15 protein-coding genes are annotated in these 15,485 nt (G+C 49.2%); 2 read left to right on the forward strand and 13 right to left on the reverse strand.

Going from position 1 to position 15,485, the window contains the following annotated elements:
* Window positions 1–23 precede the first annotated feature (23 nt).
* Window positions 24–1,274, forward strand: a complete 1,251-nt coding sequence (locus ACINK7_RS13480; RefSeq protein WP_404355890.1) for a hypothetical protein — start codon at window positions 24–26, stop codon at window positions 1,272–1,274.
* Between the two features lie 698 nt (window positions 1,275–1,972).
* Here the strand turns inward: ACINK7_RS13480 and ACINK7_RS13485 are convergent.
* The 10 genes from ACINK7_RS13485 to ACINK7_RS13530 all read right to left on the reverse strand — a co-directional run bounded on the left by ACINK7_RS13485 (window position 1,973) and on the right by ACINK7_RS13530 (window position 9,523).
* Complete coding sequence (locus ACINK7_RS13485; protein WP_404355892.1) at window positions 1,973–2,977, reverse strand: cytochrome-c peroxidase; 1,005 nt, start codon at window positions 2,975–2,977, stop codon at window positions 1,973–1,975.
* Window positions 2,978–3,170: 193 nt separating this feature from the next.
* Complete coding sequence (locus ACINK7_RS13490) at window positions 3,171–3,653, reverse strand: flavin reductase family protein (protein WP_404355894.1); 483 nt, start codon at window positions 3,651–3,653, stop codon at window positions 3,171–3,173.
* Between the two features lie 624 nt (window positions 3,654–4,277).
* Window positions 4,278–4,580: a chaperone modulator CbpM gene (locus ACINK7_RS13495; protein WP_404355895.1), complete on the reverse strand. Its 303-nt coding sequence runs from the start codon at window positions 4,578–4,580 to the stop codon at window positions 4,278–4,280.
* 1 nt (window position 4,581) lies between these two features.
* Complete coding sequence (locus tag ACINK7_RS13500; RefSeq protein WP_404355897.1) at window positions 4,582–5,535, reverse strand: DnaJ C-terminal domain-containing protein; 954 nt, start codon at window positions 5,533–5,535, stop codon at window positions 4,582–4,584.
* 166 nt (window positions 5,536–5,701) lie between these two features.
* Window positions 5,702–5,950, reverse strand: coding sequence for a succinate dehydrogenase assembly factor 2 (locus ACINK7_RS13505; RefSeq protein ID WP_125219819.1), 249 nt, complete (start codon window positions 5,948–5,950; stop codon window positions 5,702–5,704).
* Entirely contained in the window at window positions 5,950–6,735 is a 786-nt protein-coding gene (locus ACINK7_RS13510) for a succinate dehydrogenase iron-sulfur subunit (RefSeq protein WP_404355899.1), read from the reverse strand. Before ACINK7_RS13510 ends, ACINK7_RS13505 begins: the two co-directional genes overlap by 1 nt.
* Complete coding sequence (gene sdhA / locus ACINK7_RS13515; RefSeq protein ID WP_404355901.1) at window positions 6,735–8,519, reverse strand: succinate dehydrogenase flavoprotein subunit; 1,785 nt, start codon at window positions 8,517–8,519, stop codon at window positions 6,735–6,737. Before sdhA ends, ACINK7_RS13510 begins: the two co-directional genes overlap by 1 nt.
* 2 nt (window positions 8,520–8,521) lie before the next feature.
* Window positions 8,522–8,902, reverse strand: a complete 381-nt coding sequence (sdhD, locus tag ACINK7_RS13520) for a succinate dehydrogenase, hydrophobic membrane anchor protein (protein ID WP_404355903.1) — start codon at window positions 8,900–8,902, stop codon at window positions 8,522–8,524.
* A gap of 9 nt (window positions 8,903–8,911) precedes the next feature.
* Window positions 8,912–9,292, reverse strand: a complete 381-nt coding sequence (sdhC, locus tag ACINK7_RS13525) for a succinate dehydrogenase, cytochrome b556 subunit (RefSeq protein WP_404355905.1) — start codon at window positions 9,290–9,292, stop codon at window positions 8,912–8,914.
* 60 nt (window positions 9,293–9,352) lie between these two features.
* Entirely contained in the window at window positions 9,353–9,523 is a 171-nt protein-coding gene (locus ACINK7_RS13530) for a DUF1674 domain-containing protein (protein WP_404355907.1), read from the reverse strand.
* 543 nt (window positions 9,524–10,066) lie between these two features.
* Between ACINK7_RS13530 and ACINK7_RS13535 the strand changes: the two genes are divergently transcribed.
* Window positions 10,067–10,951, forward strand: coding sequence for a GGDEF domain-containing protein (locus tag ACINK7_RS13535; protein WP_404355909.1), 885 nt, complete (start codon window positions 10,067–10,069; stop codon window positions 10,949–10,951).
* A 104-nt stretch (window positions 10,952–11,055) separates the two neighbouring features.
* Here the strand turns inward: ACINK7_RS13535 and ACINK7_RS13540 are convergent, their stop codons facing one another.
* The 3 genes from ACINK7_RS13540 to ACINK7_RS13550 all read right to left on the reverse strand — a co-directional run bounded on the left by ACINK7_RS13540 (window position 11,056) and on the right by ACINK7_RS13550 (window position 15,480).
* Window positions 11,056–11,589, reverse strand: a complete 534-nt coding sequence (locus ACINK7_RS13540) for an REP-associated tyrosine transposase (protein WP_404355911.1) — start codon at window positions 11,587–11,589, stop codon at window positions 11,056–11,058.
* Window positions 11,590–12,452: 863 nt separating this feature from the next.
* On the reverse strand, window positions 12,453–14,252 hold the full coding sequence (locus tag ACINK7_RS13545) for an asparagine synthetase B family protein (RefSeq protein ID WP_404355913.1): 1,800 nt from the start codon (window positions 14,250–14,252) through the stop codon (window positions 12,453–12,455).
* A gap of 10 nt (window positions 14,253–14,262) precedes the next feature.
* Window positions 14,263–15,480, reverse strand: a complete 1,218-nt coding sequence (locus tag ACINK7_RS13550; RefSeq protein ID WP_404355914.1) for a glycosyltransferase — start codon at window positions 15,478–15,480, stop codon at window positions 14,263–14,265.
* Window positions 15,481–15,485 lie beyond the last annotated feature (5 nt).

Consider the following 15,485-nt stretch of genomic DNA (forward strand, 5'->3'; position numbering starts at 1 on the left):
TTCATGCTCGTTGCTGACTTTTAATGTTACTGCTTACCCGTTTTTTATTCGCTTTATTCACCGCGCCGCCGGTACTTTTGGCCATAGTCATGCTCTATGCCGTAGAACCCGAACCTTCGGTTCGAGCCGATTGGCAAATGAATGACGAGGATGTCGAACGGGCTAAACAAATTTTCGAAGGAAGCCCTATTAGCGACAACATCAGAACCATCGAGCTGAACGAACGGGATTTGAACATAGCGCTGAACTACATTCTCGATAACTATCTAAACAGCAATTCAATACTGACACTTGATGATACATCGATCGGTTTTAAAATATCGCTGCACTTACCGAAAAATCTTTTCGGCAATTATCTTAACCTTCAGTTCAACTTAGCCAAGACGAACGGCTCGACACACATTCACTCATTAAAGATCGGACGCGTCGATGTCGCCGACGAACTTGCCGGATGGCTGATTAAGAAAACGATCAAATATGCCCACCTGAAACAACACTATATATTGGTAACCGAGCAAATTCTGGATTTTCATTTCAATAGAGAAAGCCTGAGACTCACCTATATCACCGACCCCGCTTTCGCCGAACACACGGCCGATTTATTGCATCGCGCCAAAGACCGTCAGTCGATGATCTTTTATCAACAAAAACTGACCGAAGTGATCAATAATCACGACCCTGACTGGCTTTTATCGCTCGCCGATCTGATTCAACCGCTGTTTAAACTCGCCTACCAACGATCCAGCCTCAAGACGGCTATCAAGGAAAACCGGATCGTGATTTTTACGATCAACAGCTATGTCAACAAACATGAAACGATGCCTTATCTGCCTAGAAATATCATTGCCAAGCCGCGCACTGAATATCCGGTATTTTTATTTCGAAGAATCGATCTGGCTAAGCATTTCATCGCATCGGCAACGCTAACGGCAACCGGCGGCGGTCATTTGGCAAATATGATAGGAATGGAAAAAGAATTGAGCGACGCAAGAAGCGGCAGCGGGTTTAGTTTTGTCGATTTGGCCGGCAACCGGGCCGGCATGCGTTTCGGCCAATTGGCCGTATCGAGCCCGGAAAATGCGCGCCGTCTGCAGCAGGCGATGGCTGAAATTAAAGACTACACGGCGTTCATGCCGGATGTCAGGGATTTTCCGGAAAACCTCGACCGTTCCGCATTCAAAAAACAATACGGCTCGGTTTACAGTCCGAAATATCAGGAAATGTTGATGGTGATCGATAATCGTATCGATCAACTAGAGATCTATCAGGATTAGGATTTCGTGAAAAATAACTTCCTGGAGCTATGAGTCTTGTAGCGGGTTCGGTAACTCGCTTGACAGGACGCCGTGAACCCAGCACCTAAATTATCCAAGATAGTTAACCATAGCCAATGAGCTATGGAATTTAGGTGCTGGGTGAATACGTCCGTGTAGGCTTGACGGCGGCTTTCCCTGCCGCCGACACCTGTCAATCGAGCAACCGAACCTGCTTACCGCGTATTAAAAATAGGGAAGTTATTTATGACCGAATTCTTAGCGAACGTCTAGCGCACCGCGCTAGACGTTCGACTTAAATAAAGGCAATGTTGGCGTTAGCAGTTGAAACGGTTCACTTTGCTACTAAATAAACTATTTAGGAAATAGCCAATGATTGCTTTCCAAAACACTGTGCATGGAAGAGGGTACGATTACTCGCCTGACAGGACGCCGTAAACCCAGCACCTAAATTCCACAGCCTATTGGCCATGATTGATTACATAGATAATTTAGGTGCTGGGTAAATACCTCCATGTAGGCTTGACGGCGGCTTTCCCTGCCGCCGACACCTGTCAATCGAGCAACCGCACCCTCCTTTCAACAATCCGCTCAATATTGAATAAAGCAAGTTATTTAGAGCTATATCCTTTGGTTTCTTCTGGCTTTGAGTTCAAATGGGTATCAATTAATAACGCGAACATAGCCTAAATAAACACTTATTTGGCAACACGCCCCGGAGTACCCGGTAAAGTCGGCATGCTTTGTTTTGGAAATTGCCCCGTCAGCCCATTCAAGAACGCAACGATATCTTCAATATCCTCGTCCGGTAAATCTTTGTCCAACTGAAGTTTGCCCATCAATTTAACGGCTTTTTCCAAAGTATCGACCGAACCGTTATGGAAATAAGGCGCGGTTAACGCTACATTGCGCAAAGTCGGTACTTTCCACATATGTTCGTCTTCCGGGTTATTGGTAACTTCAGCACGGCCTTTGTCTCTTTTGAATTTATATTGCGCTTCAAAATAACCGTTACTGTTCACAGGGAATTTTTGATAAGTGCCTGCACCGTTAAATGCCGGTCCGCTATGACAAGAAGTGCAACCCAGCTCAGCAGCTTTGTTCAGACCGCGAACTTGTTGCTCGGTGAGGGCCGATTTGTCGCCTTTGACATATTTGTCATAAGGGCTGTTTGGAGTAATTAGCGTTCTTTCATAAGCGGCGATCGCCTTGGTTGCGTTTTCCTGGCTGATCGAGTTTTCACCGAACACTTTGGTAAACGCCTCCTGATAACCTTCTATGGTTTTCAAGCGGGCAACCACATCGTCCCAACTTTTCATGCCCATTTCGATAGGATTGGTCACAGGGCCTGCCGCTTGGTCTTCGAGACTCGCCGCGCGGCCGTCCCAAAACTGGACTTTGTTGAAAGCCGCATTCCAAACGGTCGGCGCGCTTCTGCCTCCGGTTTGACCGTTTACGCCCATGGAATTCGGGCGATTATCCTCGCCGCCGAGCATGGTGTTGTGGCAAGAAGCACAAGACACAGTACCCGTTGAAGACAAGCGAGGGTCATGATAAAGCATTTGACCTAATGCCACTTTTTCAGCAGTCGTTGGGTTATCGGCGGGCTCCGGAGCCTTCGTAGGTAATGCCTCCAAAGCATAAGCACCCGATACGGAACCGGCTAAAACCAGAGCTGTCACCAGCGAACGAATTTTAAACATACTATCCTCCTAATTATTATTAAACGACGAGAGTCGATCGGTATAGCCGGAAAATCAATTCGCCATGAATGATCGAACCGGCTTTGCACACTGCACACGAATTGTATGCCAAGCAATCAGTTAGGTAAAACCGAATCGTTACCGGACACAAATCGCGCCAACCGCGTACAGTGGCGTATTCAATGCCCTAGCCTCATTCCGACAAGTTGCGATAAGCCGACCGGAAATAAAGCAACGGAGAACCTGATCGGCACACGACATCCTGCACTTCCCCAACCATGATCCAATGAGTACCCGCTTTAACTTTTTCGACGACCTTGCATTCCAGACTTGCGAGGCAGTCGTTTAAAATCGGCATGCCGCAAATGCCATTTTCCCATGACACATTCGCAAAACGCTCTTCTTGACTGGCGCCGCCGGCAAATTGATTGGAAACCTCTTCTTGTTCCGCAGTGAGAATATTGACCGCAAAATGCTTGCTTTCTTCAATACCGTCTCCGGTATCCGCATTCTCATTGATACAAACCAAAATTTGCGGCGGTTCCAACGAAACGCTGCAAAAAGAAGTTGCCGTCATGCCTTGCGTCCCGTAGCGTTCGGTATTTGTTGTAATTACCGTCACACCGCTAGCCCAAAGTTGCAGAGCGTTTTTAAATTCATTTGCTTCAACAGCCATTTTTTTCTTTGTATCCTTTTTAAGTGATCGGACAGATGCCGATTGAACATAAGGCCGAACATTATAGGATAAATTGTTTTGATGTTGAAAAACTAAGTCGGATTTCGAGACAATGTGCCAACGAAACGAGGCAAATATAAACCCAAAAAATGGCTGAGGATTTCGTGAAAAATAACTTCTTGGGTAACTATTCAATCCCCCGGCAATTATCGTTCCCACACTCTGCGCTCATCGTTATACATAAGTCAAGAATCCCCCTTTTACAAGCTTAGCCAATGAGCCCTCTATACCCTTTATTGTCACTTAACACCCTCGGATCTCCCTCGCCTAACGTTAGGTGATCCGCGTAGGGTACGCTGTGCGTACCATGGTAACCCCGCGATGTTCATGTGCTAACCGAATCGCCAGGGCACGGCTTTGGTACGCGCAGCGTACCCTACAATTTATATATAACGATGAGCGCTGGACCGTGGGAACAATATGGGGTGTAAATAATTACCTTCCTGGAGCTATGAGTTTTGTAGCGGTTTCGGTAACTCGCTTGACAGGACGCTGTGAACCTCAGTGCCGAATTTTGATCTACGGGGTATCGATCAAAAGGGAATAGATTGAAAGCTTGCAAACCTAGCTTTCGTAGCGTTGCCTCAACATTTCGATTTCTTCGAGCAACTCCAGCACCAATGCCGCACCGGGGAGATTTATGCGAAGATCGCGCTGAAGCCGTTGAACGGCTTGAAGCCTTTTCAACGCGTCCGCCCCGAAACGCCAGTCGCCGATTTCAGAACCTTCCGGCTCCAAAACGCCCTCCTCGACCAGTTCGATAATCCACTCGGCGCTGGTTTGTCCGAACCGGCACAATTCCAGCAACGTAAAACGGGTATTATCATCCAGAACGGTCACGCTGCTTATGATGACTTCATTGCTCATACTAGACTCCCATCCCGGCTCTCGGATTCAGCGGCATCGCTCTTGCCATTTGTTCGTATATCGCTTTATCGGCATCAGACTTGGCTGGAGGCACGACAACTTTCAAAACGGCAAACTGATCGCCAGGCGGATTGCCGGGTAAGCCTCGCCCTTTCAGACGTAGCTTATGACCGGTTTGCGAACCGGGCGGTATTTTTAATTCGACCGAGCCGCCCAGCGTCGGCACGGCAACTATTGCGCCCAATGCAGCCTCCCAAGGCGTTACCGGCAGTTCTAAATAGATATCGAGCCCTTCGGCATGAAAATAACGATGCTTTCTGAACGCAACTTCAAGATATAAATCGCCTTGCCGCCCCTTTCCGATGCCTGGCCCGCCTTGACCGGTCAAACGGATTTGTTGTCCGGCCTTAACGCCTTTAGGAATTTTGACGTTCAATGTGCGCGTTTTATTGATCATACGCCCGGCATCATCGAGCTCAGGGATTTGTAGACTAATTAGGCGAGAAGCGCCGTGATAGGCATCTTCGAGATCGATCAGAATTTTAGCGCGATGATCTTGTCCTTGTGCTGAAAAATTCCGGCTATAAGTCTGTCTGCTTGCCCCGAACGGCGCGCCTCTCCCGAACAGCGTTTCGAAAAAGTCGCTGAAACCCGACGTATCGCCGCCGGTAAAGCCGCCACCGGAAAATTCGAAACCGACATCCCAATCGGGCGGCGGCGTAAACGGCTGACCTTCACGCCATTGACTGCCGATGCGGTCGTAGGCCGCTCTTTTTTGAGGATCTTTCAGGACTTCGTAAGCCTCGCCGACTTCCTTGAATTTTTGTTCAGCATCGGGCTCCTTGCTGACGTCGGGATGGTATTTTCGCGCCAGCTTACGGTAGGCGCGCTTGATCTCGTCCTGAGTCGCGGTTTTTTCGACACCCATGATTTTGTAATAGTCTTTGTATTCCATCGAAAAACCTTTCCTTATCTGTTTCTATGCCTCAGGTTTCATAGCTCCGGCGTATGGAGAGGGTTGTGTATAACAAAGAGTTCAGTGCCGCTCCTGCGGCACGGGACGCTAGAGCGTCTCGGGCTGCATTCCCACGCCGGAGCGTGGGAACGATAATCGAAAACGCTCAACGACTGCCTTGCATCAGGCCCCGAATTTTTGCGACCAACTCCGCTTGCATGCCTGGCGCGGGTTCGCAATCGCCCATCAATAACGGCAAAAGCAACGAATCTTCCAGATTCAGCAAGGCTAGAAACGATTTTTTTTCGTCGTCCCCGGCGGCCAAATAACCATACTCGAGATAATTGATCAGCATGATATCCAGCTCCAGCGTGCCGCGTCGGCATCTCCAGCGAAGTTTGGCCAATTCGCTCATTACCCCAGTTTTCGTTGCACCAGCAGTTTTTTAGTTTCCGCTATCGCCTTGGCCGGATTCAAGCCTTTCGGACAAGTGTCGGTACAATTCATGATCGTGTGACATCGATACAACTTAAACGGGTCTTCCAATTCGTCGAGACGTTCGCCGGTTCCTTCATCGCGGCTATCGACGAGCCAACGATAAGCCTGCAACAAAACGGCCGGACCCAAATAACGCTCGCTGTTCCACCAATAACTCGGACAACTGGTCGAACAGCAGGCACACAGCACGCACTCGTAAAGTCCGTCCAATTTTGCCCTGTCCTCGCGGCTTTGCAGTCTCTCGGAGTCGGCCGGCGGCGGCGTTTGCGTTGCCATCCACGGTTTAATCGAAGCGTATTGCGCATAAAAATGCGTCATATCGGGAACCAAGTCTTTGACGACCGCCATATGCGGTAACGGAAAAATCTTGATCGTGCCTTTATATTCGTCGATCGCCTTGGTACAAACCAAGGTATTTTTGCCGTTGACATTCATCGCGCAAGACCCGCAAACCCCTTCGCGGCAGGAGCGCCGGAAAGTCAAGGTGCTGTCGACCTCGTTTTTGATCTTGATGATCGCATCGAGTACCATCGGTCCGCAGCTGCCGATATCGACATCGTAAGCATCGATGCGCGGGTTTTCACCCGAATCGGGGTCCCAGCGATACACCTCGAATCGTCGGACATTCGATGCGCCGTCGGGCGCTTTAAAAAATTTACCTCGGGTCAACTTGGAATTTTTCGGCAATGTAAACTCAACCATCAGTAAACCCTCTCTTTCGGCGGAATGGCTTCGACTTCATCGGTCAAGGTATATAAATGCACCGGCCGATAGTCGATTTTGACTTCATTATCGTTTAACCAAAGCAAACTATGTTTCAGCCAATTCGCATCGTCGCGCTGACTGAAATCCTCACGCGCGTGACCTCCCCGGCTTTCGGTTCGATTCCCGGCCGCAGCCATCGTTACGACGGCTTGGCTCATTAAATTATCCAATTCCAAGGTTTCGACCAGATCGGTATTCCAAATCATCGACTTGTCGGCCACGCTCACATCGGCAAGACTTTCTCGAATGGCTTTGAGTTGCGTCAAGCCCTCCGCCAATGTCGAACCGGTTCTAAACACGGCCGCTTTGCTTTGCATGACCCGCTGCATGTCGAGACGGATCTCGGATGTCGTTCGGCTGCCATTGGCGTTTCGCAATTTGTCGAAACGCTCCAAGGCCTTGTCGCATGCATCGCTCGCGAGCGGTTTATGAGCTGTGCCAGGCTTGATCAGTTCCGCGCAGCGAATTGCCGCCGAACGCCCGAAGACGACCAAATCGAGTAGCGAATTGGACCCCAAGCGATTGGCGCCATGCACCGACACGCAAGCCGCTTCGCCGATCGCCATCAAACCCGGTATCACCTTGTCGGGATCGCCGTCTTTCAATGTAACGACTTCGGCTTTGTAATTAGTCGGAATACCGCCCATGTTGTAATGCACGGTCGGCAGCACCGGAATCGGTTCCTTGGTGACATCGACACCGGCGAATATGCGAGATGTTTCGGCGATGCCCGGCAAACGTTCGTGAATGATCGCCGGATCCAAATGTTCGATATGTAAATACACATGATCTTTGAGCGGACCGACGCCGCGGCCCTCGTTAATCTCGACCGTCATCGCGCGGCTCACGACGTCGCGGGATGCCAGGTCTTTCGCCGACGGTGCGTACCTTTCCATGAAGCGCTCGCCTTCGGAATTGGTCAGATAACCGCCCTCCCCGCGCACGCCTTCGGTAATCAGACAGCCCGAACCGTAAATGCCGGTCGGATGAAACTGCACGAACTCCATGTCCTGCAAAGCCAAACCGGCCCGCAACACCATCGCGTTGCCGTCGCCGGTCACAGTATGCGCCGACGTACAAGAAAAATAACTGCGCCCGTAACCGCCGGTCGCCAGTACGGTCATGTGACCCTTGAATAGATGCAAGGAACCGTCATCCAAACACCAAGCCAGCACGCCCCGGCATTCATCGCCTTCCATGATTAAATCGAGCGCGATATATTCGACGAAAAATTCGGCATTATGTTTCAAAGACTGCTGATACAAGGTATGCAAAATCGCATGACCGGTCAGGTCGGCCGCCGCGCATGTGCGTTGCGCCTGACCTTTTCCGAAATGCGTGGTCATGCCGCCGAACGCGCGCTGATAAATCTTGCCTTCCGGCGTTCTGGAAAACGGCACACCGTAATGCTCCAACTCGATCACGGCCGGAATCGCTTCGCGGCACATATATTCGATCGCATCCTGATCGCCCAGCCAGTCCGAACCTTTGACCGTGTCGTACATATGAAAACGCCAATCGTCCTCGCCCATGTTGCCGAGCGCGGCGCTGATGCCGCCTTGAGCGGCCACGGTATGACTGCGAGTTGGAAAGACTTTCGAAATACAAGCAGTCTTGAGACCCTTTTCAACCATCCCGAAAGTCGCACGCAGCCCCGCCCCTCCCGCGCCGACCACCACAACGTCGTAACTGTGTTCGATAATCTTATAACTTCCCGTCATGTTTAGCCTGCTAGAGATATTTGTAAAACAGCGAACAATGCCGCGACAGCAATTGCCGTAAACAGTAAATGGCACGTCCAGACCGCACTCATTTTCGCGCCTTCGGTGGAAACATAATCCTCGATGACCACTTGCACGCCCAATGCCGCATGGAAGCATACCGCTAAAATCCATAGCGCGATAACAACCGTATTAAGCGGTGCCGCCAGCCAGCTTACCGTTTCTTGATAAGTCGCGGTGGTCGCCAGCTTGATCAAAACAATCAACCAATACGACAAGGGTATTAAAGCTGCCGCGGTGACGCGTTGCAGCCACCAATGTTCGGTGCCGGATTTAGCCGAACCCAAACCGCGCGCTTTCGAAATCGGAGATCGATATTCCATGCTTGACTCCTAAAGAATGAAAAATGCAAAGGTGGCTGCTGTCAAAACCAGCGAAACGAAAAGCTCGATTAGCGCATAGCGATTCAATGTTTCGTTGTCGAAACTGCAACCGGCATCCCAAATCAGATGACGAACACCGTGACACAAATGAAAAAACAAGGCATACATGAAACCCCAAAGCACGATTTGCAGCAAAATCGAATCGGTCATCGCCTGCATTGCCGAGAAGGCTTCGGCACCGCCGGCAATCGCATATAACATGCATAAAAATAGGATTAGGCCTAAAGAAAGCATGACACCGGTCATGCGATGGGTAATGGAAATGAGGCCCGTCAAGGGCAATCGGTAGACTTGTAGATGAGGGGATAAAGGTCTGTTAGTACTGTTCATAACCGCCGCCTGCTGTTATTGAAAGCCACATACTACCCTTAGCATAGGGAATTTTCCAGGTTAAAAGTCGATACACCGGCCTTTCTTTTCCCAATCGCCGTATCGGGTCGGCTCAGGGCCCGGAGCGCCTCCTATTTCAGGAGTAGAATTCGGTGGCTTTGTACTCGTATCTACAGGCGTTTTTTTGTCTTGCTTATTCATTTGGCGTTCTTTATTCGGGTCGTTTTTCATGTCGTCTGTTCCTAAATTTTATTGTGACCTACCACATCGTTCGATTTCGCTCTTTCCCAAGCTCCAGCTTGGGAAATACATCCCGGAAGCTCCAGCTTCCAGAGACCGAAACAACCGCAATTAACCCCGACTCGCTCGTTCAATCTTCCTTGATCGTCGGGAAGCTAGAGCTTCCTGAACAGCTTACCCAAGCTGGAGCTTGGGTAACAGCATAACCAGCCGATTTGCTCTTTCCCAAGCTCCGGCTTGGGAAACGCACCCCGGAAGCTCCAGCTTCCAGAGACCGAAACAACCGCAATCAATCCCGGCTCGCTCGTTCAATCTTCCTTGATCGTCGGGAAGCTAGAGCTTCCTGAACAGCTTACCCAAGCTGGAGCTTGGGTAACAGCATAACCAGCCTTGGTATAGGGCGGCAAGATTTTGCCATTCATCCCGTCATGTTATTGACGCAATGAATCCATAACATTGATATAAAAGTGTTTTTACATTTTGGCACGATCATAGCAATAATCCTAAAAACAAATCTTTATCGAGGATTTAGCCATGCAAAAAAAAGCCGCCAATCTCGCCGTTGTCAGTAACAACACATTCGAAGCCTTCAAAGCGGATAATTTGACTCATTATGACATTAGCAGCGCTTTGCAAACTACACTGGAGTTCGATGAGCTAATCCATATCTTCAGTAATAAAATTCAAAACCTGATTCCACATAGCGGTTTTGTTTACAACAACGATGAATTCGGTCTTGAAATCAAAAACGGCATAGTGACTCGAAGCTCATGCTCTTATGCAATGAAGGTCGAAGAACAGCAACTCGGCGAACTCAAATTGATGCGCCGTCAGAAGTTTTCCGAACAAGAATTAAAAATGATTGAAACGCTGCTTTGTTGCTTGATTTATCCGCTCAGAAACGCGACTTTATTTCAGCAAGCAATGAATCTGGCATTTACCGATGTGCTAACGCAAACACGAAACCGATCCGCTTTCAATGACATCGTTCGCCGCGAAATGCGCCTTGCACATAGAAACGGCAACCATCTATCGGTAGTATTTATCGATATCGATCATTTCAAAAGCATCAACGATAATTATGGCCACCAATGCGGCGATCTTGCGCTGACATCGATCGCCAAATGGATCAATGAAAGCATTAGAAGCAGCGACATCGTGTTCCGTTACGGCGGCGAGGAATTCGTCGTTCTTCTCAGCGACACCGATTTAGACGGCGCCGAATTGCTGGCGGAAAGAATTCGGCAAAACATTGAAAATCATATCTTCGCTTACGGTTTGGAAACGATTCGCATGACCGCAAGCCTCGGCACCAGCACATTACGCGGCGACGACACGCTAGACGAATTCATCGACCGGGCCGATCAAGCCATGTACCGAGCCAAACAAACCGGCAGAAACCGCGTCGTTACGGCTTAATGATGATTTTTCGCCTGAAACCAGAGCTCCAGCATCATCAACAAGCTGTTTCCCAAGCTCCAGCTTGGGAAACACACTCCGGAAGCTCTAGCTTCCAGAGATCCTCACCATTGCCGAACCACTTCAATCATCCCTTCTTGCCCTAAATAATTTCGTGCACTGGAATAGCGCCAGTGTTCCGGCTTATCCACATAGCCTCGTTTAACGGGGTTTTGATGAATATATTCCAGCTTTTGACGCATAACCTTCTCTGACTCTATTATTTGCGGATGGCTGCCTTCTTCCCAAACCTGATAGTCGCTCTCATGCTTGTGTACCCGTTTAAACAATGCCAGTAATTCCAATAACCTATTTGAACGATGCTGTTCAAGATAGGCAATGAGTTGTTTTGCCGTGTATGATTTAAATCGCTGGATATCACGGCTTAAATTTTCGGATGCGGCAATCAGATGTAAGTGATTTTCAAGGATGACATAACCGTATAGTTGAAAACTGTCATTACGCTGGAGATAACGCCAGGAGTCCAATACGATATCGACTAGTTTTGGATTTGTGAACAATGGTAGCCAGTGGTTTATCGTTGCTGTCAGGAAATGCGGGCAAGGGTTGGTTAGCACTCGATAACTGCTTCTTGGCATAATTGCGCTCCGTTTTTTAACAGGAAGCTAGAGCTTCCGGGACCGGTTTCCCAAGCTGGAGCTTGGGAAACAGCGAAACCGTATAGTTGAAAACTGTCATTACGCTGGAGATAGCGCCAGGAGTCCAATACGATATCGACTAGTTTTGGATTTGTGAACAATGGTAGCCAGTGGTTTATCGTTGCTGTCAGGAAATGCGGGCAAGGGTTGGTTAGCACTCGATAACTGCTTCTTGGCATAATTGCGCTCCGTTTTTTAACGGGAAGCTAGAGCTTCCGGGACCGGTTTCCCAAGCTGGAGCTCTCGCCGTTATACACAAGTATCGGTAAACTTGCTAAACAGCGTTCGTCGTATACCTGGAAACGGTGCTGTTTGATAAATCTGCGGATATTGAACATCAGTGGCTTCGAAATCGCGACGAAGGCGTCGCTCCCACAAGGGGGCGGATGCTCTGTGGGAGCGATCCCCAGATCGCGATTTCGAAGTCGGGAACGTTGGGCGACAAAAAGTGGTATCGAAGCCTCATTAGCTAAGATTGCAAAACAGTAATTGTTGACTTATGTATAACGATGAGAGCTGGAGCTTGAGAAACAGCGAAACCGTATAGTTGAAAACTGTCATTACGCTGGAGATAACGCCAGGAGTCCAATACGATATCGACTAGTTTTGGATTTGTGAACAATGGTAGCCAGTGGTTTATCGTTGCTGTCAGGAAATGCGGGCAAGGGTTGGTTAGCACTCGATAACTGCTTCTTGGCATAATTGCGCTCCGTTTTTTAACGGGAAGCTAGAGCTTCCGGGGATGGTTTCCCAAGCTGGAGCTTGGGAAACAGCGAAAACGGCAGAAACCGCGTCGTTACGGCTTAATGATGATTTTTCGCCTGAAACCAGAGCTCCAGCATCATTAAGATCCAAATCAATTCGCCGTAATAGGCGGCATGAATGCTTTGATGCATCTTGACGGCATGATCGAGAAAATCGGCGCGAAAATAATCGCGTTTTTTCAAGGCACCGATACTATCGTAAGCCAGTTCTTTCAACGGCTGATGATCCTGCAACCAAATCCCGAACGGCAAACCGAAACCATGCTTGGATTTATTGATAATGGCCTCAGGCAAAACATCGCGCATCGCTTGCTTATAAAACCAACGCAATTGCTGACCTTTCAACTTTTCCGAAGACGGTATCCGGCAAGACAAATCGACAATCTCGTTGCTCAGTAAGGGGTATCGCACTTCGACACCGATCATCTCGCACATTCGGTTGACTTTCACCAGATCGTTATCATGCAAAGTTGTTTTCCAGTCCATAAAAAGCATACGGTTTAAAGCCGAAGCGTTTTCCGGCCGGTCATAACAATCCCGTAGACTCTGAATCGGCCGGTCGATATCGATGCCTGTCAAAAAATCATCGGTAAAAATCTCCTGAGCCGGATGCCGGTTCATGAAGTTATAGTCTTGCAAACGGTCCGGCAACGGCACTTCGGCTTGCTCGACATAGCGCTTAGCTTTGAATAGGATTTTATTTTTCAGCAGCGCATCGGGTGCATTGTACAAACCGGCTCTCAACAAAGTCCTAGCAAAACCGGGTATTCGATAATAGCGATTAAACAACAATTGTTTCGCATAGCGTTCATTGCCCGCGAACAACTCATCGCCACCGTCGCCGGCCAGCATTACCTTAATACCGTTGTCCTTAGCCAATTTAGCGCAATAATAAGCCGCCAGTGCCGATGAATTGCCGAACGGCTCGTCGTAAAACGCGGCGATCTTCGGCACGGCGGCCACGGTATCGTCCGGCGTCACATAATATTCATGCGCTTGGGTTTTGAAACGTTCAACGGCAATACGCGCATACTCGATCTCATCGTAGCCTTCGACCGGAAAACCCATCGTAAACGTTTTGGCTTGATCCGGAAACACCGTCGATAACGCGCCGGCAACGCTCGAACTGTCCAAACCGCCGCTCAAAAACGCGCCGGTCTCCTCAAACCCTGCGACCGACTGCCGGACAGCTTCGACAATTCCTTGCTGTAACGCTTGCCCGGATTGCTCGAGAGAATAATCGCCCTGTTCAGAAAAAACCGGTAGCCAATAATAGCTCAGGCTGATTTTTCCCTCTTGATAAGTCAATAATTGCCCGCCCTCCAATTTTTTAACCTGCCGATAAATCGTATGCGGGCTCGGACAATGATGAAAATAAACATAGTCGTAAATAGACTGCCTGGAAATCTCCGAACTGACTTCGGGATGCGCGATGACGCTATCGGCCGTCGAACCGAACACAATCCCGTTCGCTGTTTGCGCATAATACAGATTGTTTTGCCCTACGCGGTCCGTAGCCAATAGTAATCGCCGCTCGGATTCATCGAACAACATCAAGGTAAAAGCGCCTTGCATAACCTTGATAAAATCGGCACCTTTAGCCTTATAGTTTTCGACAATCGCTTCTAGCGGCCCGAAACCGTGACCGGTGAGCGCAAGCCGGCAATGCCCCTGTTCAAGCGACCGTTTATCATCGGAGACTAAAGCAAATGATTCGGCTATGCGTATGCCGATCGTTTTTTTAGTCGACTCGGGCGCACAACTTTTCAGCGATTCGGCAAGCTCAGGCGCTTGATTTCGATCGATACCGGTACCATACCAGCCAGCAATAAATCCCATTTTTCACCCTTTAATCGATTTTTGTTTTTTCTAAAATCTGCTTAAATTCGGCAACCAAAGTATCGACACGGTGATGCCACGCATTCTGCTCGGCATAATGCCTGATCGCCTGTCTGTCCCACTGTTTATTCAACGCATCCGATAAAGCAAGTTGTAATGCCGATGAATCGCCGAACGGCACGATCGTACCTAATGACACATCATTGACGACTTCGCTATTGCCGCCGACATCGGTGGTTATCACCGGCAAACCGCAAGCCATCGCTTCCAAAAAAACATTGGCCCACCCTTCATTGGCAGTCGACAATACAAACGCATCTGATGCCGACAACGGCGATTTCAATTGCTCGGACGGCAACGGCCCTAAAAAGCGGACATGCTTTTGCAAATTCAAGTCGGCGACTTGTTGTTCCAATTGCTTTCGATTATTACCCTCGGCGCAAGCCCCACCGACGATCAAATAAACCAAGTCGGGAAATTCTTCGAGCAATAACGGCATCACTTCAATGACACGGTGATAACCTTTGCGATCGACCAAACCGCCGACCGATATCAATACGGGAGCATCCTCAGGTAAATTCAAATCGCGCCTGACATCAACGCGATCGACCGGTTGAAATTTATCGGCATCGACGCCATTGCCGACGACCCGTATTTTGTTCGAATCGATGCCCAACGTAACGACGTGACGCTTGAGCGAATCGGCCACCGAAAATATTTTCGTGGCCCGCTGCAAGGCCGAAACAATCCGAAGTTTGCGTGCCGGAAACTTCGACAAACTGACTTCAGTCCCTCTTAACGTAATCGTCACCGGCACCTTAAACCATTTCCCGAGCCAGGTCGCGGCATAACCGTCCGGATAGGCGAAATGCGCATCGATTAGGTTAAACCGGTGTCGACGCTTCAATCGGACCATGGTCGGCAATGCACCCAACGCCATCATAAAACCGTCCCACTGCTTTAATAACCCCGGAATCGACAAAAAACGAGGATAATAAACCTCAACACCCTGTTGTAATTCGAACTTCGGCGGCTGAGGCCGAAAACCGGGCTTCACCAAACGGATCAGGCCTTGCAAAGGAAACCACGCGACCGGCGAAACGACGACAATCGGTAATTGCTTACCGACCCGAAACATGCGTTCACGAATGAATACACCCGAATTCGGTTGCACGGAACTGGGAAACAACGAGCAAAAAACGACGAGGCGAGGAGTTTTATCAACCATGGACA

The sequence above is a fragment of the Methylotuvimicrobium sp. KM1 genome, assembly GCF_044788715.1.
Lineage (GTDB): Bacteria > Pseudomonadota > Gammaproteobacteria > Methylococcales > Methylomonadaceae > Methylotuvimicrobium.

What these genes read in the sequence shown, in the direction of transcription:
- ACINK7_RS13480 (WP_404355890.1), top strand. Translation starts at nt 24, where the DNA reads ATGTTACTGCTTACCCGTTTTTTATTCGCTTTATTCACCGCGCCGCCG.
- ACINK7_RS13485 (WP_404355892.1), bottom strand. Translation starts at nt 2,977, where the DNA reads ATGTTTAAAATTCGTTCGCTGGTGACAGCTCTGGTTTTAGCCGGTTCC.
- ACINK7_RS13490 (WP_404355894.1), bottom strand. Translation starts at nt 3,653, where the DNA reads ATGGCTGTTGAAGCAAATGAATTTAAAAACGCTCTGCAACTTTGGGCT.
- ACINK7_RS13495 (WP_404355895.1), bottom strand. Translation starts at nt 4,580, where the DNA reads ATGAGCAATGAAGTCATCATAAGCAGCGTGACCGTTCTGGATGATAAT.
- ACINK7_RS13500 (WP_404355897.1), bottom strand. Translation starts at nt 5,535, where the DNA reads ATGGAATACAAAGACTATTACAAAATCATGGGTGTCGAAAAAACCGCG.
- ACINK7_RS13505 (WP_125219819.1), bottom strand. Translation starts at nt 5,950, where the DNA reads ATGAGCGAATTGGCCAAACTTCGCTGGAGATGCCGACGCGGCACGCTG.
- ACINK7_RS13510 (WP_404355899.1), bottom strand. Translation starts at nt 6,735, where the DNA reads ATGGTTGAGTTTACATTGCCGAAAAATTCCAAGTTGACCCGAGGTAAA.
- sdhA (WP_404355901.1), bottom strand. Translation starts at nt 8,519, where the DNA reads ATGACGGGAAGTTATAAGATTATCGAACACAGTTACGACGTTGTGGTG.
- sdhD (WP_404355903.1), bottom strand. Translation starts at nt 8,902, where the DNA reads ATGGAATATCGATCTCCGATTTCGAAAGCGCGCGGTTTGGGTTCGGCT.
- sdhC (WP_404355905.1), bottom strand. Translation starts at nt 9,292, where the DNA reads ATGAACAGTACTAACAGACCTTTATCCCCTCATCTACAAGTCTACCGA.
- ACINK7_RS13530 (WP_404355907.1), bottom strand. Translation starts at nt 9,523, where the DNA reads ATGAAAAACGACCCGAATAAAGAACGCCAAATGAATAAGCAAGACAAA.
- ACINK7_RS13535 (WP_404355909.1), top strand. Translation starts at nt 10,067, where the DNA reads ATGCAAAAAAAAGCCGCCAATCTCGCCGTTGTCAGTAACAACACATTC.
- ACINK7_RS13540 (WP_404355911.1), bottom strand. Translation starts at nt 11,589, where the DNA reads ATGCCAAGAAGCAGTTATCGAGTGCTAACCAACCCTTGCCCGCATTTC.
- ACINK7_RS13545 (WP_404355913.1), bottom strand. Translation starts at nt 14,252, where the DNA reads ATGGGATTTATTGCTGGCTGGTATGGTACCGGTATCGATCGAAATCAA.
- ACINK7_RS13550 (WP_404355914.1), bottom strand. Translation starts at nt 15,480, where the DNA reads ATGGTTGATAAAACTCCTCGCCTCGTCGTTTTTTGCTCGTTGTTTCCC.